Annotated in this window: 16 protein-coding genes and 1 riboswitch; of the genes, 10 read left to right on the forward strand and 6 right to left on the reverse strand. The window is 62.7% G+C overall.

The features are described from left to right. Positions 1–66 precede the first annotated feature (66 nt). From BQ4888_RS15745 to BQ4888_RS15765, 5 genes are all read right to left on the reverse strand, one after another. Positions 67–1,398 carry a tetratricopeptide repeat protein gene (locus BQ4888_RS15745; RefSeq protein WP_092058404.1) on the reverse strand — a complete coding sequence of 444 codons (1,332 nt, stop codon included), beginning with the start codon at positions 1,396–1,398 and terminating at the stop codon, positions 67–69. 89 nt (positions 1,399–1,487) lie between these two features. Next, the gene (locus BQ4888_RS15750) at positions 1,488–3,335 is read right to left on the reverse strand and encodes an outer membrane protein assembly factor BamB family protein (protein WP_170232907.1); all 1,848 of its coding nucleotides are present in this window, start codon (positions 3,333–3,335) and stop codon (positions 1,488–1,490) included. Between the two features lie 127 nt (positions 3,336–3,462). Beyond that, the gene (locus tag BQ4888_RS15755; RefSeq protein WP_092058408.1) at positions 3,463–4,419 is read right to left on the reverse strand and encodes a permease; all 957 of its coding nucleotides are present in this window, start codon (positions 4,417–4,419) and stop codon (positions 3,463–3,465) included. Positions 4,420–4,424: 5 nt separating this feature from the next. Next, positions 4,425–4,910, reverse strand: coding sequence for an FmdE family protein (locus tag BQ4888_RS15760; RefSeq protein ID WP_170232908.1), 486 nt, complete (start codon positions 4,908–4,910; stop codon positions 4,425–4,427). Between the two features lie 57 nt (positions 4,911–4,967). Further along, entirely contained in the window at positions 4,968–5,849 is an 882-nt protein-coding gene (locus BQ4888_RS15765) for an AAA family ATPase (RefSeq protein WP_092058413.1), read from the reverse strand. 142 nt (positions 5,850–5,991) lie between these two features. On the opposite strand from BQ4888_RS15765, the gene glpK reads away from it, so the two are divergent. After that, positions 5,992–7,470, forward strand: a complete 1,479-nt coding sequence (glpK, locus tag BQ4888_RS15770) for a glycerol kinase GlpK (protein ID WP_092058415.1) — start codon at positions 5,992–5,994, stop codon at positions 7,468–7,470. 22 nt (positions 7,471–7,492) lie between these two features. Here glpK and BQ4888_RS15775 read toward each other — a convergent pair whose 3' ends face one another. After that, complete coding sequence (locus tag BQ4888_RS15775) at positions 7,493–7,813, reverse strand: hypothetical protein (RefSeq protein WP_092058416.1); 321 nt, start codon at positions 7,811–7,813, stop codon at positions 7,493–7,495. 154 nt (positions 7,814–7,967) lie between these two features. Next, a riboswitch (TPP riboswitch) is annotated at positions 7,968–8,069 on the forward strand. Between the two features lie 49 nt (positions 8,070–8,118). Between BQ4888_RS15775 and thiF the strand changes: the two genes are divergently transcribed. The 9 genes from thiF (at position 8,119) to BQ4888_RS15820 (ending at position 15,386) form a co-directional block, all read left to right on the forward strand. After that, positions 8,119–8,925 carry a sulfur carrier protein ThiS adenylyltransferase ThiF gene (gene thiF / locus BQ4888_RS15780; protein WP_092058418.1) on the forward strand — a complete coding sequence of 269 codons (807 nt, stop codon included), beginning with the start codon at positions 8,119–8,121 and terminating at the stop codon, positions 8,923–8,925. Between the two features lie 16 nt (positions 8,926–8,941). Beyond that, complete coding sequence (gene thiS, locus BQ4888_RS15785) at positions 8,942–9,142, forward strand: sulfur carrier protein ThiS (protein WP_092058420.1); 201 nt, start codon at positions 8,942–8,944, stop codon at positions 9,140–9,142. Positions 9,143–9,210: 68 nt separating this feature from the next. After that, a complete protein-coding gene (locus BQ4888_RS15790; protein WP_092058422.1) occupies positions 9,211–9,981 on the forward strand; it encodes a thiazole synthase in 771 nt (256 codons plus the stop codon). 159 nt (positions 9,982–10,140) lie between these two features. Next, positions 10,141–11,268, forward strand: a complete 1,128-nt coding sequence (gene thiH / locus BQ4888_RS15795) for a 2-iminoacetate synthase ThiH (RefSeq protein ID WP_092058424.1) — start codon at positions 10,141–10,143, stop codon at positions 11,266–11,268. Positions 11,269–11,313: 45 nt separating this feature from the next. After that, entirely contained in the window at positions 11,314–11,955 is a 642-nt protein-coding gene (thiE, locus tag BQ4888_RS15800) for a thiamine phosphate synthase (protein ID WP_092058426.1), read from the forward strand. Positions 11,956–12,137: 182 nt separating this feature from the next. After that, complete coding sequence (locus BQ4888_RS15805; RefSeq protein WP_092058428.1) at positions 12,138–14,231, forward strand: putative bifunctional diguanylate cyclase/phosphodiesterase; 2,094 nt, start codon at positions 12,138–12,140, stop codon at positions 14,229–14,231. A gap of 54 nt (positions 14,232–14,285) precedes the next feature. Continuing rightward, positions 14,286–14,795: a Fur family transcriptional regulator gene (locus tag BQ4888_RS15810; RefSeq protein ID WP_092058430.1), complete on the forward strand. Its 510-nt coding sequence runs from the start codon at positions 14,286–14,288 to the stop codon at positions 14,793–14,795. Beyond that, on the forward strand, positions 14,792–14,905 hold the full coding sequence (locus BQ4888_RS17915) for a rubredoxin-like domain-containing protein (RefSeq protein WP_092058432.1): 114 nt from the start codon (positions 14,792–14,794) through the stop codon (positions 14,903–14,905). The genes BQ4888_RS15810 and BQ4888_RS17915 overlap by 4 nt, the downstream gene beginning before the upstream one ends. 28 nt (positions 14,906–14,933) lie before the next feature. Then, positions 14,934–15,386 (forward strand): ferritin-like domain-containing protein, encoded by a 453-nt coding sequence (locus tag BQ4888_RS15820; RefSeq protein ID WP_092058434.1) that lies wholly within the window; start codon positions 14,934–14,936, stop codon positions 15,384–15,386. Positions 15,387–15,664: the final 278 nt, after the last annotated feature.

Genomic DNA, 15,664 nt, shown 5'->3' on the forward strand with positions numbered 1-15,664 from the left:
AAACCGCCTCATTTAAGCACGCAAATCTTTGTTTGACCAGACCAAAATACCGAATAAATTCATGGATCATTGCGTAGGTACGTTGGGCCTTTCGGAGGTTTCGGCCATCTCCTGCAGCCGCTGGGGCAACTCGGAATAATAGACCGGCGACCAGGGAAGTTTTTGCAGCCGTTGCAGAATTTCCCGGCTCTCCCGGCCGCGCCCCGCCTGGAGCAGCAGCCCGGCGCGATCCAGGGGGATGAAGGGATCGTCGGGGAAGGCCTTGGCCGCCAGATCGAGCATACGCAGGGCCTCCTCCGGCTGTTCCTTCTCCAAGGCCAGGGGAACGAGGTCGAGATATTCTCGGGCGTAGGCGGGATCGAGGGCGACGGCCCGTTCGAGTTCGGCGAGGGCGGCGCTTCCCTCGCGGAACTGGCGCAGAATCTGATAATAGGCGTAAGCCACGGAAGCGTTCTCGGGAGCCTTTTGCCGCATCTCTTCCAACAGTTCGCGAATCCACTCCTTCTGGAAGAAGTTGGCCAGGTAGAGGGAGCGGGAACGCTGATCCCAAAGTTCGGGCAGGGGCGAATCGAGCTGTTCCGGACGGCGAAACAGTTCCGCCAGGTCGCCGCCGATGAAGCGCGTCTCCAGGGGTAGGCCCCCGTCGAGATTGGAACGGGAAATCGTCACGGCCCCGGCCCTCACCCCCAACTCCCGCAACTGTTGCAGGGTCTGCCCGAGCAGGGGATAGAGGGGGGTTTTGATCTCCCCTTTATAAAGCGGGCGGAAATAGCTGAGGTCGATGTGCAGCACGACCGGCTCGGTGGGGGCTGTCAATGCCGTCAGCGGCACGATCCGTAGCGGCATTCCCTGCGCCGTGCCGCTTGCGCCCCCCGCTTCGAGTCGCAGCGCGGCAGCTTCCTCCTCGGTCAGCGCCCCGTACTCCCGCAACTGGGCGCGCAGGGTGTCGAGATTCATTTCCCCTTCCGCCGCCAGAGGCAACACCCAGATCAGACGACTGAAAAAATCGGCCCGCAAGGCGGCAGTCACGGTCATTTCCGGCAACAGCAGGGGATCGGGAACCCGTGCCGTCCCCCGTCGACGGAGTTCGTCCGGGCTCCCTTCCCGCGTCAGGCGCAGAATCTCATCGGCCAACGACGGCGGCAAGGGGCGCAACAACGGATCGTTGGCCAGCAGCAAGAGCGCCGGGCGCTCATCCCCCATCGGCCGCCAGAGGGCCAGGGTCTCGCTCGGCGACTCGACCAGCCGGGGTTCGGCGGGTTCTTTCAGCAGCGCGGTGAAGCTTCGCGGGGGGATTTCGGCAACGACGGCGGTATTCGTATCCGGAGCGGCGGATTCCTGCCGTTGCGGTTCGCAGGCGCATAGGCTCAATAGCAAGAAAAGCAGCAGAGGACGCATAATGACGAATCCTTTCCAAAATTGCCGTAGGATGCGGTGACGCAGGAACCGCATCATCATGAAGGCACCAGCATCCGCAAACCTTCGTCCTACCTGCCAACCGTAGCTTCCGCCCGCTCCAGACGCACCCCATGCACCCGACCGTCACGGGCGCCGAAGATAACCTGATCGCCGACCACCAGAGGCGGAGACTGAATGGCGCCGCCGACTGTCCAGTTCGCTACCTCCTCGCCGCTGTCGACGCCGATGAGGTGCAAAACGCCGTCGTTGTCGCCGACCAGCAACCGCCCGTCATGAAGGGTCGGGGTGGCGTAGACCGGGCCCAGCCCGGCGCGGCGCCAGATCACCGTCCCCGTGACGGCATTGAGCTTCCACAGGGTGCCGCCGGCGGTGGCCAGGTAGACCGCCCCGTCGGCAACCAGCGGCGCGGCGTAGTAGCAAGGCTCCCCCAGTTCCCGTCGCCAACGCAAATGACCGTCAGCGTCGTAGGCGCTCAGTCGACCTGCCCGCTCGACCACCAGCGGCCCGCCCTCCGCCAGCGCCGGGGTCGCGAGCAGCGGACTTCCGTGGTTCACCCGCCAGAGCAGGGTGCCGTCGAGGCCGACGGCGGCCAGGGTGCCGTCGCCGCTCGCCACATAAAGCCGCTCCCCGGCCACAGCGGGAGCGCAGCGCAACGGCCGACCGATCTCCCGCACCCAGCGCAACTCCCCGCTTTTGGCCGCCAGGGCATAGAGGGCGCCGTTCCAGGCCGGGACGAGGAGCAGATCGCCGACGCGCGTCAATCCGCCCTGGCGGTGATCATCGGCGGTCGACGGCGGATAGTCGAAGCGCCAGCGCACCTGGCCGTGGTCTCGGTCGAGGGCGACGACCTGCCGTCCCCAGGTCTGGACGTAGACGTTTTCCCCATCGAGAGCCGCGCCGCCGTCGATGACTTCCCCCAGGTCTTGCCGCCAGCGGAGGTTGCCCCGGCTATCGAGGGCGTAAAGGGTGCCGTCCCAGCCGCCGACGTAGAGTTCATCCCCGTCCTGGACCACCGGCGCATCGACGAAACCGCCCGTTTCCAAAGTCCAGGTTTCCTTGAAAATAAGGGCGTCGCGCGGACCGGTCCCTTCGATCCAGGCGGGCGCGGGGACAAGCGTCACCGTGCCGATGGCCGGATCCTGCTTGCGATCATAGATGGTCTGCGCCGCCTCTTCCGGATCGGCGGTTCCCCACCAGTTGTCGGGCAGATGCACATCGCCGGTGTAAAAATCGCCGAGGCGGAAGTTTTCGAGATTGCCGTAGAAATTGTTGTGCCGGATGTCGAGCGCGCGATCGTTCTCGAAGAGGAAGATCCCCGAGCCGTTGTGGCGGATGATGTTGCGGGTGATTTCCACCGTCGAGTTGCGGAAGTTGATCCCCTTCCCCTCGTTGTGCTCGATGAGGTTGTGGGCAAAGACGAAACGGGCCTGGCCGAGGCGGCTTCCGTCGATGTTGTGGCGGATGACGCAGTCTTCGACCCGGCCCTTGGTGAAGTGGGCGTGCAGAGTGTAGGCGGAATGGGCGATTTCGCAATGGCGCAGCACCGTCTCCCGGGAAAAATCGACACGGATTTCCAGCCAGTCGCCGGGCTGGGGCGCGGCCGCGGCACTGCGGAAACGGATCGGCGCGGCGCTCGTCCCCTCAGCCAGCAGGCGCCCCTCGACGATCAGCACGCCGTCGCCGAGTCCGTCGCGATCGTCGTCCCGGCGGACAAAGGCGATGTCCGTTCCCGGCTGGATGCGCAGCGTTGCCCCTTTGAAAACTTTGACGGAGCCGTCGATGACGACGGAACCGCACCATTCGGTGTCCTGATGAATTTCCAGATTGGCGAAGACCTGCGGCGGGGGCGAATGAGGCGGGCGGGATTGCGGGGCACAGGCACCGAAGAGCAGGATCAAAAGCAGAAGCAAGCGCACGGAGACCTCGCGAAAACTGGCGGAAAACCGTCGACAACAGGGAACCGGCGGGCGAAAGTTCATCAAAAACGAGGGGGTCAAATCCCCCCCCCGCCCCCCTTTTTCAAAGGGGGGGGAACCTCTTACCTCACGCAAACAGCTGATACAGCCAGCCGAGCAGCACCGAAACGGAAAGGCCCACGGCGAGAAAGGTCAGCACCACCCGTTTGCGGAAGAGGCCGAAGAGGGCGATGAGCGCCGGGATGCTGGAGACCGGCCCGGCCATGAGCAGGGTAAAGGCGGCCCCGCGATCCATCCCCCGCTCCAGCAGGCCGTGGAGGATGGGGATGATGGGAATCTGGTTGGTCGGTAGCGGCAGGCCGACAACGGCGGCGACCAGCACTGAAAAGACGCTCTTCTGCCCGGCCAGCAGGGTAATCCAGGACATCGGCACCAACGTGACGATGAGGGCTTCGAGAACGATGGCCAAGAGCAGGAACTTGCCGACGAAGAGGCCGGCGTCGAGGGTGCGGTCGAGGATGAAACGCAGCTTGCTCGCCCGGGGGACAATGCGCATGGTCTTGACCTCGATGCCGGCGGCGGCGCCGATCTCGGCGGCCGGGGCGAGGCTGCCGTCATCGCGGTAGATCGGTTTAAGGCGCACCAGATTCCCGGCGAGCCACCCCTGGTTCACCAGCGCCTGGGTGACAAAGCCGGCGGCCAGGCCGAGGACGGCGGCGCCGACGACCTTGAGCACGGCGAACTCCATCCCCAGGCCACGGTAGGTCAGCAGCAACGCGTCCGGCCCCATCACCGGCGAGGTGGTAAGCAGGGCCATGAGCGGCGCGATGGGGGTACCCATCAGCGCCAGGGAAATGACGATGGGCAGGATGCCGCAGGCGCACAGAGGGGAAACCATGCCGACGGCTACCGCCAGGACGATGCCGTAAGCCCCGGCGCGGTTGATGGAATCGCGGATACGCAGATCGAGACGGTAGCCCTTGATCAACCCGACCAGGACGATGGAGAGGAGAAAAAACCACCACATGCGGGTGATTTCTTCCCAGATGACGGTGAGGATCTGTAACAGAATGGAATCGGGCATCGGGCTCAGCGCTCCAGCAGGGTGACGGGATCGAGCTCGGTCGGGGCAATTTCCAGCAGCACCTCATCGGGGAGCGTCCAGAGCTGTTCCAGTACCTTATCGAGCACTTGGTTCACTTCCGACTGCCGCGCCGCCAGGGTGGTGGGGTCGAGCCCGGCGCGGTCGCGGTCGAGGGCATCGTCGAGACGGCGGTACTCCCCGGCGATGGCCAACGCCTCCGGGCGCAAGGCGACGCGAACGCCCCGGCCGTTGCGGTCATCGAACAGATCGAGCACATGCCGCCCCTCGTCGACTACCCGTATTTCATGGCAGCCGGTGGCGACGCGAATGCCGTCAAGGGCGCAGGTGTCGATATGGTAGACCGCCCGCCGCCGCAGGGAATCGACATGCGCCGTCGCCGCCCGACCGAGTCGCCCGCCGAGGGTGCTCATCGGGCAACGATGCCCGTGAAGGGCATAGATATCCGCGAAAAATTCCCGGCCTATCGACATCTCACTTTCCCGCCCACCCGATTCATCATTCATCATTCATCATTCATCATTCATCATTCAAAACTCGTAGTGATGCGGACAGTCCTGCTCGCGGATTTCAAAATATTTAGCCGTCATGTCCGGAGTCAGAAACTGACGAACCTCCTTCAGCGCCCGGGTGAAATGCTCCTGGGTGACCACCGCGGAATCTTCCTTGATGGCGTTGACCGTGGCCCGCTTGCAGAGGCTCTCGATATCCCAGCCGACGTAGCCCTCGGCTCGCTCCGCCAACTCGCGCCGATCGATACCGGGAGCGAGATTGGGCATTTTATCCATGTAGATATTGAGCATGCCGAGGCGGTCGATGGCAGTGGGGGGATGAACGAAGACCTTGCGGTTGAACCGTTTTTTCTCTTTGATCAACGCCTGATCGACGGTGTCGATGCGGTAGCAGGAGCCGAGGAGCATGACGTTCGGCACCTGATTGATGCGGTCGATCTGCTCGATGAAGAGGCGGTTCAGTTCCTTGTCGGCAAAGGTCGGCGGGATCGCCCGCAGGTTGCCGGGGCTCCACTCGTAATCGCAGCCGGCTCGGGGGCAGAGCCATTCGCAGTCGGAGACGAAGAGGACACAGGGAGCCTCGTGCACGGCGCAGTCGAAGGCCTCGACCAGTTCCGGCCCCTTGCCGAGCATCTCCTGGCCGGAGATGTAGACAAAGGAAACCCCCGCCTCCTTGGCACAGGCTTCGGCGAGCATGGTGATGCCGGTGCCCAAGGGCCCCCACATCATCACCCCGGCGGGAATGCCGAGGTTGTGCAGCTTGAGCATTTCCGGCTTTTTCAGCGGCAGGCAGACCATCTCCTTGAGGGTCTCCTTGACGTCGGCATAGCCGCCGATGTCGTCCCAGCCGAGGACCGGGTCACGCACTTCGTAAAAAATATTGGTCAGTTTGCGATGCATCGAACAAATCTCCTGTCTTGGTTACCCTGCGGTCCTTGTCGCCCAGAGCCCACATTTTGAGCAACAACCATGCCACCTTGACGCTTCAATCCCGCCATTATATGCTCTTCGCACCTTTCACCCCCAGCGCCGGGAGGGACCGATGAGCCAATACATCCTCGCCATCGACCAGGGAACGACGGGCACCACCGCCCTGCTCATCGACCGCGACCTTCAGGTGCGCGGCAAGACGACCGTCGACTTTCCCCAACACTACCCCCAACCGGGCTGGGTCGAGCACGATCCAGAGGAAATCTGGTTTTCCGTCATCCAGGCGATTCGCCGGGTGCTGGGGCAAAGCGGAATCGGCGGGACAGAGATCGCCGCCATCGGCATCACCAACCAGCGGGAAACCACCCTGCTCTGGGAGCGGGACAGCGGCCGACCGGCGCATAACGCCATCGTCTGGCAATGCCGGCGCAGCGCCGAAATCTGCCGGGAACTGAAGGAACGCGGGCTTGAGCCGCTCTTTCGCGAAAAGACCGGGCTGGTTCTCGACCCCTACTTTTCCGGCACCAAGCTCGCCTGGATGCTGCGCCGCTTTCCCGAACTGCGACGGCAGGCCGATAGCGGCCGGCTCGCCTTCGGCACCGTCGACAGCTTCCTCGCCTGGCGCCTGAGCGGCGGTGCCTGCCATCTCACCGACGTTTCCAACGCCTCGCGCACGTTGCTGATGAATCTGCACACCCTAGCCTGGGACGAGGAACTGCTGGGGATTCTCGACATCCCCCCGCGACTGCTCCCGGAAATCCGCCCTTCCGCCGACATCCACGGTCATACCCGGGGGCTCGACGTCCTTCCCGACGGCATCCCCATCGCCGGCATCGCCGGGGACCAGCAGTCGGCCCTTTTCGGCCAGCTCTGCTTCGAGACGGGGGAGGCCAAATGCACCTACGGCACCGGCGCCTTTCTGCTGGAAAACACCGGCAACCGGCCGGTCGTGAGCCGCAACGGCCTGCTCACCACCGTCGCCTGGCAGATCGGGGAGGAGGCTCGTTACGCCCTGGAAGGAAGCGCCTTCATCGCCGGCGCGGCGGTGCAATGGCTACGGGACGGCCTGGGCCTGATCCAGAACGCGGCGGAGATCGAACCTTTGGCCGCCTCGGTGCCGGACAGCGCCGGACTGGTCTTCGTCCCCGCCCTCACCGGCCTCGGCGCCCCGCACTGGAAGAGCGAGGTGCGCGGCGTCATCCACGGCATCACCCGGGGGACGACCTCCGCCCATCTGGCCCGCGCCACCCTCGAAGGGATCGCCCTGCAGATCCACGATCTGGTCCGGGCCATGAGCGAGGATCTCGGCCACCCTCTGCGCCACCTCAAAGTCGACGGCGGCGCCGCCGGCAACAATCTGCTCATGCAGTTGCAGGCCGATCTGCTTGAAACGCCGGTCATCCGCCCGGCCCTGCTCGACACCACCGCCCTCGGCGCGGCCTTCCTCGCCGGGCTGGCGGTCGGCTTCTGGCCCGACCCCGAAGCCCTGAAACAAAGCCGGCAGGAAGAAAGACCCTTCCTGCCGACCATGCCGGAATCGATGCGCACCGAGCTGCTAACGCGCTGGAACCGGGTTATTCAGGGGCTGTAGGGCAGCCACGGGGGGACTGTCCCTACAGGTCGTTGAGCAACCGGTAAATTTTCTGCTCCAGCTCCCAGATGCCGGCGGCGCGGTCGGCAGCGCCCTGTTCTTCCAGCAGAAGGCGGGCGCGATCGAGCTGATTGTGGGCTTTCAGCAGCACCGGGGTCAGATCGGCCTCCAGACGAATACGGGGAATTTCTCCCACCGCCTCGTAGAGTTCCGAAATCCCTTCCGTCGCCCTGCGGACCTCCCGCAGCTCCCGCCCTTCCTCTTCGCCGGACGCGCCGGTCATCTCCGCCAACACGGCCTGGACATCTACCACCAATTCTCTATAACGATCGGAAATGCTCATCGACTATGCTCCTTAGCTGACCTTCCGGAGTCCGCTGATTCCGGGTTGCAAGGGCACCATACTAGTTAAATCCCCCCGGGAAAACAACGAAAACCTTCCACCGGAAAACCGTTGACTCGGCTTTGCGCTTCTGTTAGCGTGCGAAGCACAATTTGTAACGCCCTAGGGGAGTGAACCACTGAGAGTCCTGGCAACAGGATGACCCTTTGAACCTGATCCGGATTATACCGGCGTAGGGAAGCGGCGCCCACCGAGAGAGCAATCTCCCGGCCAAGGCCGCTTTCATCGAGCGGCTTTTTTACGTTATGCAGATTGAAATCAACGAACGCCCCACCGAGATCGCCGCCGGCACCACCCTGGCGCAACTGCGGGATGCCGTCAAGCCCGAGGCCGACCTCTGCATCCGCAACGGCCATCCGGAAAGGGAGGACGTCTCTTTGGCCCCCGGCGACCGCGTGGTCTTCATCCGCCGCGGGGAAATTCCCGCCGCCGAAGACCTGGAAGCCTTGCTCGCCGCCCGCCACACCCCCGGCGTCCATGCCCGGATCAAGAGTGCGACGGTCGGCATCGCCGGTTGCGGCGGCCTCGGCTCGGCCATCGCCGTAGCTCTGGCCCGCACTGGCGTGGGGCATCTGATTCTCGCCGACTTCGATGTGGTCGAGCCCTCCAACCTCAACCGTCAGCAGTATTTCGTCGACCAAATCGGCCTGCCCAAGGTTCTGGCTTTGCGCGACAACCTTACGCGGATCAACCCCTACGTCCGGGTCACGGCCCACAACGAACGACTGACGCCGGAGAACATTCCCGCCCGCTTCGCCGCAGTGGATGTCTTGGTCGAAGCCTTCGACGCCGCCGACCAGAAAGCGATGCTTGCCCAAGTTTTTCTGAGCAAGGTGCCGGGCAAGCCACTGGTCATGGGCTCGGGGATGGCCGGTTTCGGCCCGTCCAACACCATCCTTACCCGCCGCGCTGCCGCCAACCTCTACCTGATCGGCGACGGCGAAACCGCCGCCCGCCCCGGCGAAGGGCTGATGGCGCCGCGGGTCGGCATCGCCGCCCATCACCAGGCCAACGCCGTGCTGCGTCTGCTGCTCGGCGAAGAACCGGCCTGAAACAAGGAAAACCATCATGAACATCACCCTCAACGGCAAGCCCCGCTCGCTCGACAACATTTCCACCGTCGCCGCCCTCCTCGACAGTCTGAACCTGGATCCGAACCGGGTCGCGGTCGAACACAACCGGGTCGTGCTCCTGATGGGGAATTTTGCCGCCACCCCTTTGCGCGATGGCGACGTGCTGGAAATCGTTCAGTTCGTCGGCGGCGGGTAAGTATCGGCAACTCGAGCAAAACAGATTAGGGCGAACACAAGGTTCGCCCCCACATGAGGATAAAGACAATGGATGAACTGATTATCGCCGGGCGCAAATTCAACTCGCGCCTGCTGGTCGGCACCGGCAAATTCGCCTCCAACGAACTGATGGCCCTAGCCATGGAGCAATCGGGCTGCGAAATCGTCACCGTCGCTCTGCGCCGGGTCGACATCGACAATCCCGGGGATGCCATGCTCAAGCACATCGACCCGAAAAAATACCTGTTGCTGCCCAATACCAGCGGCGCCCGGGATGCCGAGGAGGCCGTGCGCCTGGCGCGACTGGCCCGGGCCGCCGGCTGCGAGCCCTGGATCAAGCTGGAGGTCACCCCCGACCCCTACTATCTGCTCCCCGACCCCATCGAAACCCTGAAGGCGGCGGAAATCCTGGTCAAGGAGGGCTTCACCGTCCTTCCCTACATCAACGCCGACCCGGTGCTAGCCAAGCGCCTGCAGGAAGTCGGCACCGCCACCGTCATGCCCCTGGGCGCGCCGATCGGTACCAACAAGGGGGTGCGCACCGCCGACAGCATCGCCATCATCATCGAGCAGGCGATCGTCCCGGTAGTGGTCGACGCCGGTCTCGGTGCCCCCTCCCACGCCGCCCTGGCCATGGAAATGGGGGCCGACGCGGTCCTGGTCAACACCGCCCTGGCGGTAACGCCCAATCCCGGGAAGATGGCGGCGGCCTTCAAAAAAGGCGTGGAAGCCGGACGCGAAGCCTTCCTCGCCGGTCTCGGCGAACAGCGTCAGAAAGCCGAAGCCTCGAGCCCGCTGACCGGGTTTCTGCGGGAGTAAACATAGGCGTCTCTCGCCCGTTCGCTGCGCTCACTAGAGTTCGCAGAGAGCGCAGAGTAAAAACAAGACCTTAAAGCTTTAGGGTTTTCTCTGTGTCCTCTGCGAGCTCTAGCGACTGTAAGGAGCGGGCGCGAGGCCGATTTTAAGGTGTTAAACAAAATGACATTTCTCGACATTATCAACCAGTATGATCCCCAGCAGGTGCGCGAAAGCATCGAGGCCAAGACCTCTAGCGACGTGGAGCGGGCGCTGGCGGCGGAGCGGTTGCGGCCCGACGATTTGCAGGCGCTGCTGTCGCCGGCCGCCGCCGGCTATCTCGAAGAGATGGCGGCCCGCGCCAACCGGCTGACCTTGCAGCGCTTCGGGAAAAACATCCTGATGTACGCCCCGCTGTACATCTCCAACCTCTGCACCAACGGCTGCCGCTACTGCGGTTTTTCCGCCAGCAACCAGGTGCCGCGCCGCACCCTGAGCCTCGACGAGGTCTGGACCGAGGCCAAGGTGCTGTACGATCTCGGTTTCCGCCATATCCTGCTGGTCACCGGCGAATCGCCGAAGGCGGTGGACAACGACTACCTGGCCGCCTGCGTACGTCGCATTCAGCCGTTGTTCAGTTCGATTTCCATCGAGGTCTACCCGATGGAAACCGAAGGCTACCGGCAGATGGTCGAAGCGGGGGTCGACGGTCTGACCGTCTACCAGGAAACCTACGACCGCGCTCTGTACCAGGAAATGCACCCCTTCGGCAAGAAACGCGACTACGATTTTCGTCTGCTCACCCCCGAGCGCGGGGGAGCCGCCGGTCTGCGCCGCATCGGCCTCGGCTTTCTCCTCGGCCTCGGTGAGTTCCGCAGTGAAGCCTTCTTCCTCGGCCTGCACGCCCTGCACCTCTCCCGCCATTACTGGCGTACCCAGGTGAGCGTCTCCTTTCCCCGCATCCGCCCGGCGGACGGCGGTTTCCAGCCCCTGCACCCGGTCTCCGATCGCCACTTCGTCCAGCTGCTCTGCACCCTGCGCCTGCTCCTGCCCGACGCCGGGCTGGTCCTTTCCACCCGCGAGAGCGCGGCCCTGCGAAACAACCTGCTCCCCCTGGGGATCACCCAGATGAGCGCCGGTTCCTGCACCGCCCCCGGCGGCTATGCCGACAAGGATCTGAGCACCCAGCAGTTCGCCATCGACGACGACCGCAGCCCCGAGGAAGTCTGCCGGCTGATCCGTGCCAGCGGTTACGAGGCGGTGTGGAAGGATTGGGACGGCGCCTTTCTCGACCACAGCAAGGCGGTGTAGGGGCGGCCCCCTGTGGCCGCCCCCTCCCGCGGAAAACAATCAATCATGGCCAATCCCGTCGATTTCAACCTTTATCTGATCACCGATCGCCGCCAGGTTCCCGGCGGCGATCTGCTTTCCGCGGTGCGCGCCGCCCTGCGCGGCGGGGTGCGGGCCGTGCAGTTGCGGGAGAAGGATCTCACCGCCCGGGAGCTGCTTCCCCTGGCCCGCGAACTGCGGAGCCTGACCAGCGAATTCGGCGCGAAACTGCTGATCAACGACCGCATCGACCTGGCTCTGGCGGTGGCGGCCGACGGCGTCCATCTCGGCGGCCACTCCCTGCCCGTCGCCGAGGCCCGCGCCCTCCTCGGCCCAACGAAGCTGATCGGCCTCTCCACCCATCACCAAGAGGAAATCTCCCGCGCCGCTCGCGAAGGTGCCGATTTCGTCACCTTCGGCCCGGTCTGGTTCACTCCCTCCAAAGCCCCCTACGGCGCGCCGGTCGGTCTCGATGCCTTGCGCCAGGCCTGTGCCGACGCCCCCCTCCCCGTCTTCCCCCTCGGCGGCGTCAACGCCGCGCGCATCCCTGAACTGACTACCGCCGGCTGTTCTCGCGCTGCCTGCATCGGTGCCGTCCTCGCCGCCCCCGCGCCGGAAAACGCGGCCCGTGACCTGCTGCGGCTCATTTCTCCCGACTCACTTCAGTAACCACCAGCGGTGCCAAGCCGGGGAGCCGGAAGGCTCCTCCGGCCCCTACCTTCATGAATAGATTGCCATACACATGCGCCGTTTCCGAAGAATGTTATACTTGATCACGACTATCATCTTTCTTCCCTCTTGACGGGGTCGGTTCGACGAAGTTTACCGAATCGCGGCTCCAGGGTCGGTACATGAAAGAAACGGCGGGATTACTTCACGAGCGACTGCACACGGCCCTGCTTGAGTTGCTGGAGGCCTGGCCCCTGGCGATGATCGGTTTTGATTCCGAGGGCCACATCCTTCTCTGGAATCGTGCCGCTGAAAAAATGCTCGGCTGGCGTGCCGCGGAAGTTCTCGGGCGGACCGGCGCGGAACTGCACGGCGACTCTCACCATCATTACGATCAGGAGTTTTCCCGCGCCCTGACCGGCGAAACCTTGACCAACCAGGAAAAACGCCATCCCACCAAATCCGGCGGGCTGATCGATGTCAGCTGGTCGGCCTCCCCGCTGCCCGACGGCGACGGCAATGCCGCAGGCATCCTCGTTCTGATGGAAGACATCACCCGACGCAAGCAGCTGGAGTGGGCCTTGCTGGAATCGGAGCGCTTCTCTCGCGATATCGTCGATGCCCTGCCGCAGAATATCGCCATTCTCGATGAAGAAGGAACGATCATCGCCGTCAACAAGGCCTGGCGGGACTTCGCCGCCGCCCACAGCTCCCAGCCCGAGCGTCTGTGCGAAGGGGTCAACTACCTTCAGGTCTGTGACCGCGCCACCGGTCAGGGCGCCCAGGAGGCCGAAGCCTACTCGCAAGGCATCCGCGCCGTCATGAACGGTTCCCTCATCGAGTTCTCCCTCGAATATCCCTGTCACACTCCCGACCACCAGGGTTGGTTCAACGGTCGGGTCAGCCGTTTTTCCGGAGAAGGACCTGTTCGTATCGTGATTGCCCATGAAAATATCACCGAACTGAAGCTGGCCGAACAGGCCATTCAGCGCCTCGCCCAGTACGACCCCCTGACCGGCCTGCCCAATCGCATGCTTCTGCTCGACCGCCTCACCCAGGGCCTGATCGCCGCCAAACGGGATGATCTGCGTACTGCCGTCCTTTTTCTCGATCTCGACCGCTTCAAGCTCGTCAACGACAGCCTGGGGCATGCCGCCGGCGACAAATTGCTCAAGATCGTAGCCGAGCGTTTGCGAGAAACGGTGCGTAAAAGTGACACCGTTGCCCGCCTCGGCGGTGACGAGTTCGTCGTCCTGGTGCAACCGGCGCCCGCAACCAAGGGCTTGACGCAGATTGCCCGCAAGATCCTCCAGACCCTCTCCCGACCAGTCACCATCGAAGGACAGGAAATTTTCCCTTCGACCAGCATCGGCATCGCCCTCTTTCCCGATGACGGCAAGGAAGCGGACAGCCTGCTGCGTTGTGCCGACATGGCGATGTACCGGGCCAAGGAGGGGGGGCGCAACACCTATCATTTTTTCTCGGCGGAAATGCACCAGCAGGTGTTACAGCGCATCACCCTCGAACAAGGGCTGGTGCAAGCCCTGGAACGGGACGAGTTCCACCTCTGCTACCAGGAGCAGACCGAACTGCATTCCGGGAAAATCGTCGGCATGGAGGTCTTTCTGCGCTGGATGAATCCGGAACTGGGTCTGCTGCGTCCCGCCGATTTCCTCCCCTTGGCCGAGGAAACCGGGCTGATCCTGCCCATCGGCGAATGGGTGCTACGCAATGCCTGCACCCAACTCCGCGCCTGGCGGGAGGCGGGACTCCCCGCCCCCCGTGTAGCCGTCAACCTTTCCGGCCGGCAGCTCAAGCATTTCCGGCTCGTTGAAACGATTTGCCGGGTTCTCGACGAGACCGGTCTTTCCCCCCGGGATCTGGAAGTGGAGGTCACGGAAAATATCATCAGCAGCGATCTTCCTACCGCCGCCGAACGCTTCGAGGAGTTGAAACGCATCGGCATCTCCATCGCCATCGACGATTTCGGCACAGGGATCTCATCCCTGCGCAACCTGCAACGGCTGCCTATCGACCGGCTCAAGATCGATCACAGCTTCCTGCAGGGGCTGGCGACACAAAAGGACGCGGCCCCAATCATCAAAACGATCATCGGCATGGCCCACAACCTGGACTTACGCGTGATTGCCGAGGGGGTCGAAACCAACGATCAGCGCGATTTCCTCCACCAGCAGGGGTGCCACGAAGTGCAGGGCTACTATTTCAGCCGACCCGTTCCCGCCGAGGAGTTCCGCAAACTGCTCAATACCCTCTGAAAACCGGCGGATTTGCCATTGACAGCCCCACCTTATTGCAATATTGTAGCATCCATGAAAAATCATCAGACCCATTATGCTTATCTGAAAATCCAGGAACTGACCAAGGCCTGTCGACTTAACGGGCTCCCCGTAACCCCACAACGACAGGCGGTCCTCGAAGCCCTTGCCCGCCGTGACAATCATCCGAGCGCCGACGAACTCTTCGAGGACGTCAAGCTGCTGATCCCCGGGATTTCCCGGACGACGGTCTACCGGGTTCTCGAAACCCTGGTAAAAATTGGCGTGGCGCAAAAAATCAGTACCCACGAATCCCGCGCCCGTTTCGACGCCGACACCAGCCGCCACGCCCACCTCATCTGCGTCGGCTGCGGACTGCTCATCGATTTCGACGGTTTCGAAGACCGCGACCTGATGCAGACTCCCCGCGACAGCCATGGTTTTCGCCTGCTGAATTACTCCGTCCAATTCACCGGACTCTGTCCCGATTGCCTGAACGGCATGGCGCCGTCCCGGCCAACAGGAACCATCGTGCCCATGAACAATCACAAGGAGGAAAGATGAAAAAATGGCGTTGTGTTATCTGTGACTATATTCACGAAGGATCCGAGCCCCCCGATACTTGCCCTGAATGTGGCGCCGGGAAGGATAATTTCGAAGAAGTCGAAGAATAGCTTGTTTTAATTAAAAAAGGAGATGCGCATGTCATTCGTAACCATGGACGATATCATCAAATTCGCCGTGAAACAGGAAGAGGCGGCCTACAATCTTTACAAAAATGCCGCGGCGATTTCCAAAAGCATCTCGGCCAAGAAAATGTTCGAGGAAATGGCTCGCGAGGAAGCGGGGCACAAGGAAGTCTTCGGCAAGATGAGTGTGGAAAAGGCCGAACATTACAAAAAGATCAAAATTTCCGACCTGAAGATCAGCCAGTACCTGGCCGATGTTCCCCTCAAACCGGACATGACTTATCAGGAAATCCTCATCTACGCCATGAAGGCCGAGGAAAACGCTTATCAGCTCTACACCAACGCGGCCGCTTCCGTCGAAGATCCGCAACTGCAAAAGGTGCTCAACGTCTTCGCCGACGTCGAAAAGGGGCATAAGATCAAGATCGAGAAGATCTACGACGAACATGTCCTTACGGAAAACTGACCCATTTCCCACGGGGGGAGCATGCCTCTAGGCTGCTCCCCCCGCGTTTTCCCGCCCCACTCCATCCTTCCCCGCTCCGCCCTCCTTGTCGTGATTCCCAAGGTTCATTCCACAACAGGATGAAAACGGATAAATATCATTGTTTTAATTTATATTTTTATCTGAATATAGGGATTGACTGGCCAATCTGGGCTGAGTTATAAAGATTAAAATATACGATGGGGAGGGGGATCTCTTCCCGCCAGGGAACGCGGCGGCGGCACAGCCCCCGCCCTAAA

It is taken from the genome of Desulfuromonas acetexigens (assembly GCF_900111775.1).
GTDB lineage: Bacteria > Desulfobacterota > Desulfuromonadia > Desulfuromonadales > Trichloromonadaceae > Trichloromonas > Trichloromonas acetexigens.

Bases quoted from the DNA above. Each gene is read 5' to 3' on its own strand.
- thiH (WP_092058424.1), top strand. From the start codon at position 10,141: ATGACATTTCTCGACATTATCAACCAGTATGATCCCCAGCAGGTGCGC.
- glpK (WP_092058415.1), top strand. From the start codon at position 5,992: ATGAGCCAATACATCCTCGCCATCGACCAGGGAACGACGGGCACCACC.
- BQ4888_RS15820 (WP_092058434.1), top strand. From the start codon at position 14,934: ATGTCATTCGTAACCATGGACGATATCATCAAATTCGCCGTGAAACAG.
- BQ4888_RS15810 (WP_092058430.1), top strand. From the start codon at position 14,286: ATGAAAAATCATCAGACCCATTATGCTTATCTGAAAATCCAGGAACTG.
- thiF (WP_092058418.1), top strand. From the start codon at position 8,119: ATGCAGATTGAAATCAACGAACGCCCCACCGAGATCGCCGCCGGCACC.
- BQ4888_RS17915 (WP_092058432.1), top strand. From the start codon at position 14,792: ATGAAAAAATGGCGTTGTGTTATCTGTGACTATATTCACGAAGGATCC.
- BQ4888_RS15805 (WP_092058428.1), top strand. From the start codon at position 12,138: ATGAAAGAAACGGCGGGATTACTTCACGAGCGACTGCACACGGCCCTG.
- thiE (WP_092058426.1), top strand. From the start codon at position 11,314: ATGGCCAATCCCGTCGATTTCAACCTTTATCTGATCACCGATCGCCGC.
- BQ4888_RS15775 (WP_092058416.1), bottom strand. From the start codon at position 7,813: ATGAGCATTTCCGATCGTTATAGAGAATTGGTGGTAGATGTCCAGGCC.
- BQ4888_RS15755 (WP_092058408.1), bottom strand. From the start codon at position 4,419: ATGCCCGATTCCATTCTGTTACAGATCCTCACCGTCATCTGGGAAGAA.
- thiS (WP_092058420.1), top strand. From the start codon at position 8,942: ATGAACATCACCCTCAACGGCAAGCCCCGCTCGCTCGACAACATTTCC.
- BQ4888_RS15790 (WP_092058422.1), top strand. From the start codon at position 9,211: ATGGATGAACTGATTATCGCCGGGCGCAAATTCAACTCGCGCCTGCTG.
- BQ4888_RS15745 (WP_092058404.1), bottom strand. From the start codon at position 1,398: ATGCGTCCTCTGCTGCTTTTCTTGCTATTGAGCCTATGCGCCTGCGAA.
- BQ4888_RS15760 (WP_170232908.1), bottom strand. From the start codon at position 4,910: ATGTCGATAGGCCGGGAATTTTTCGCGGATATCTATGCCCTTCACGGG.
- BQ4888_RS15765 (WP_092058413.1), bottom strand. From the start codon at position 5,849: ATGCATCGCAAACTGACCAATATTTTTTACGAAGTGCGTGACCCGGTC.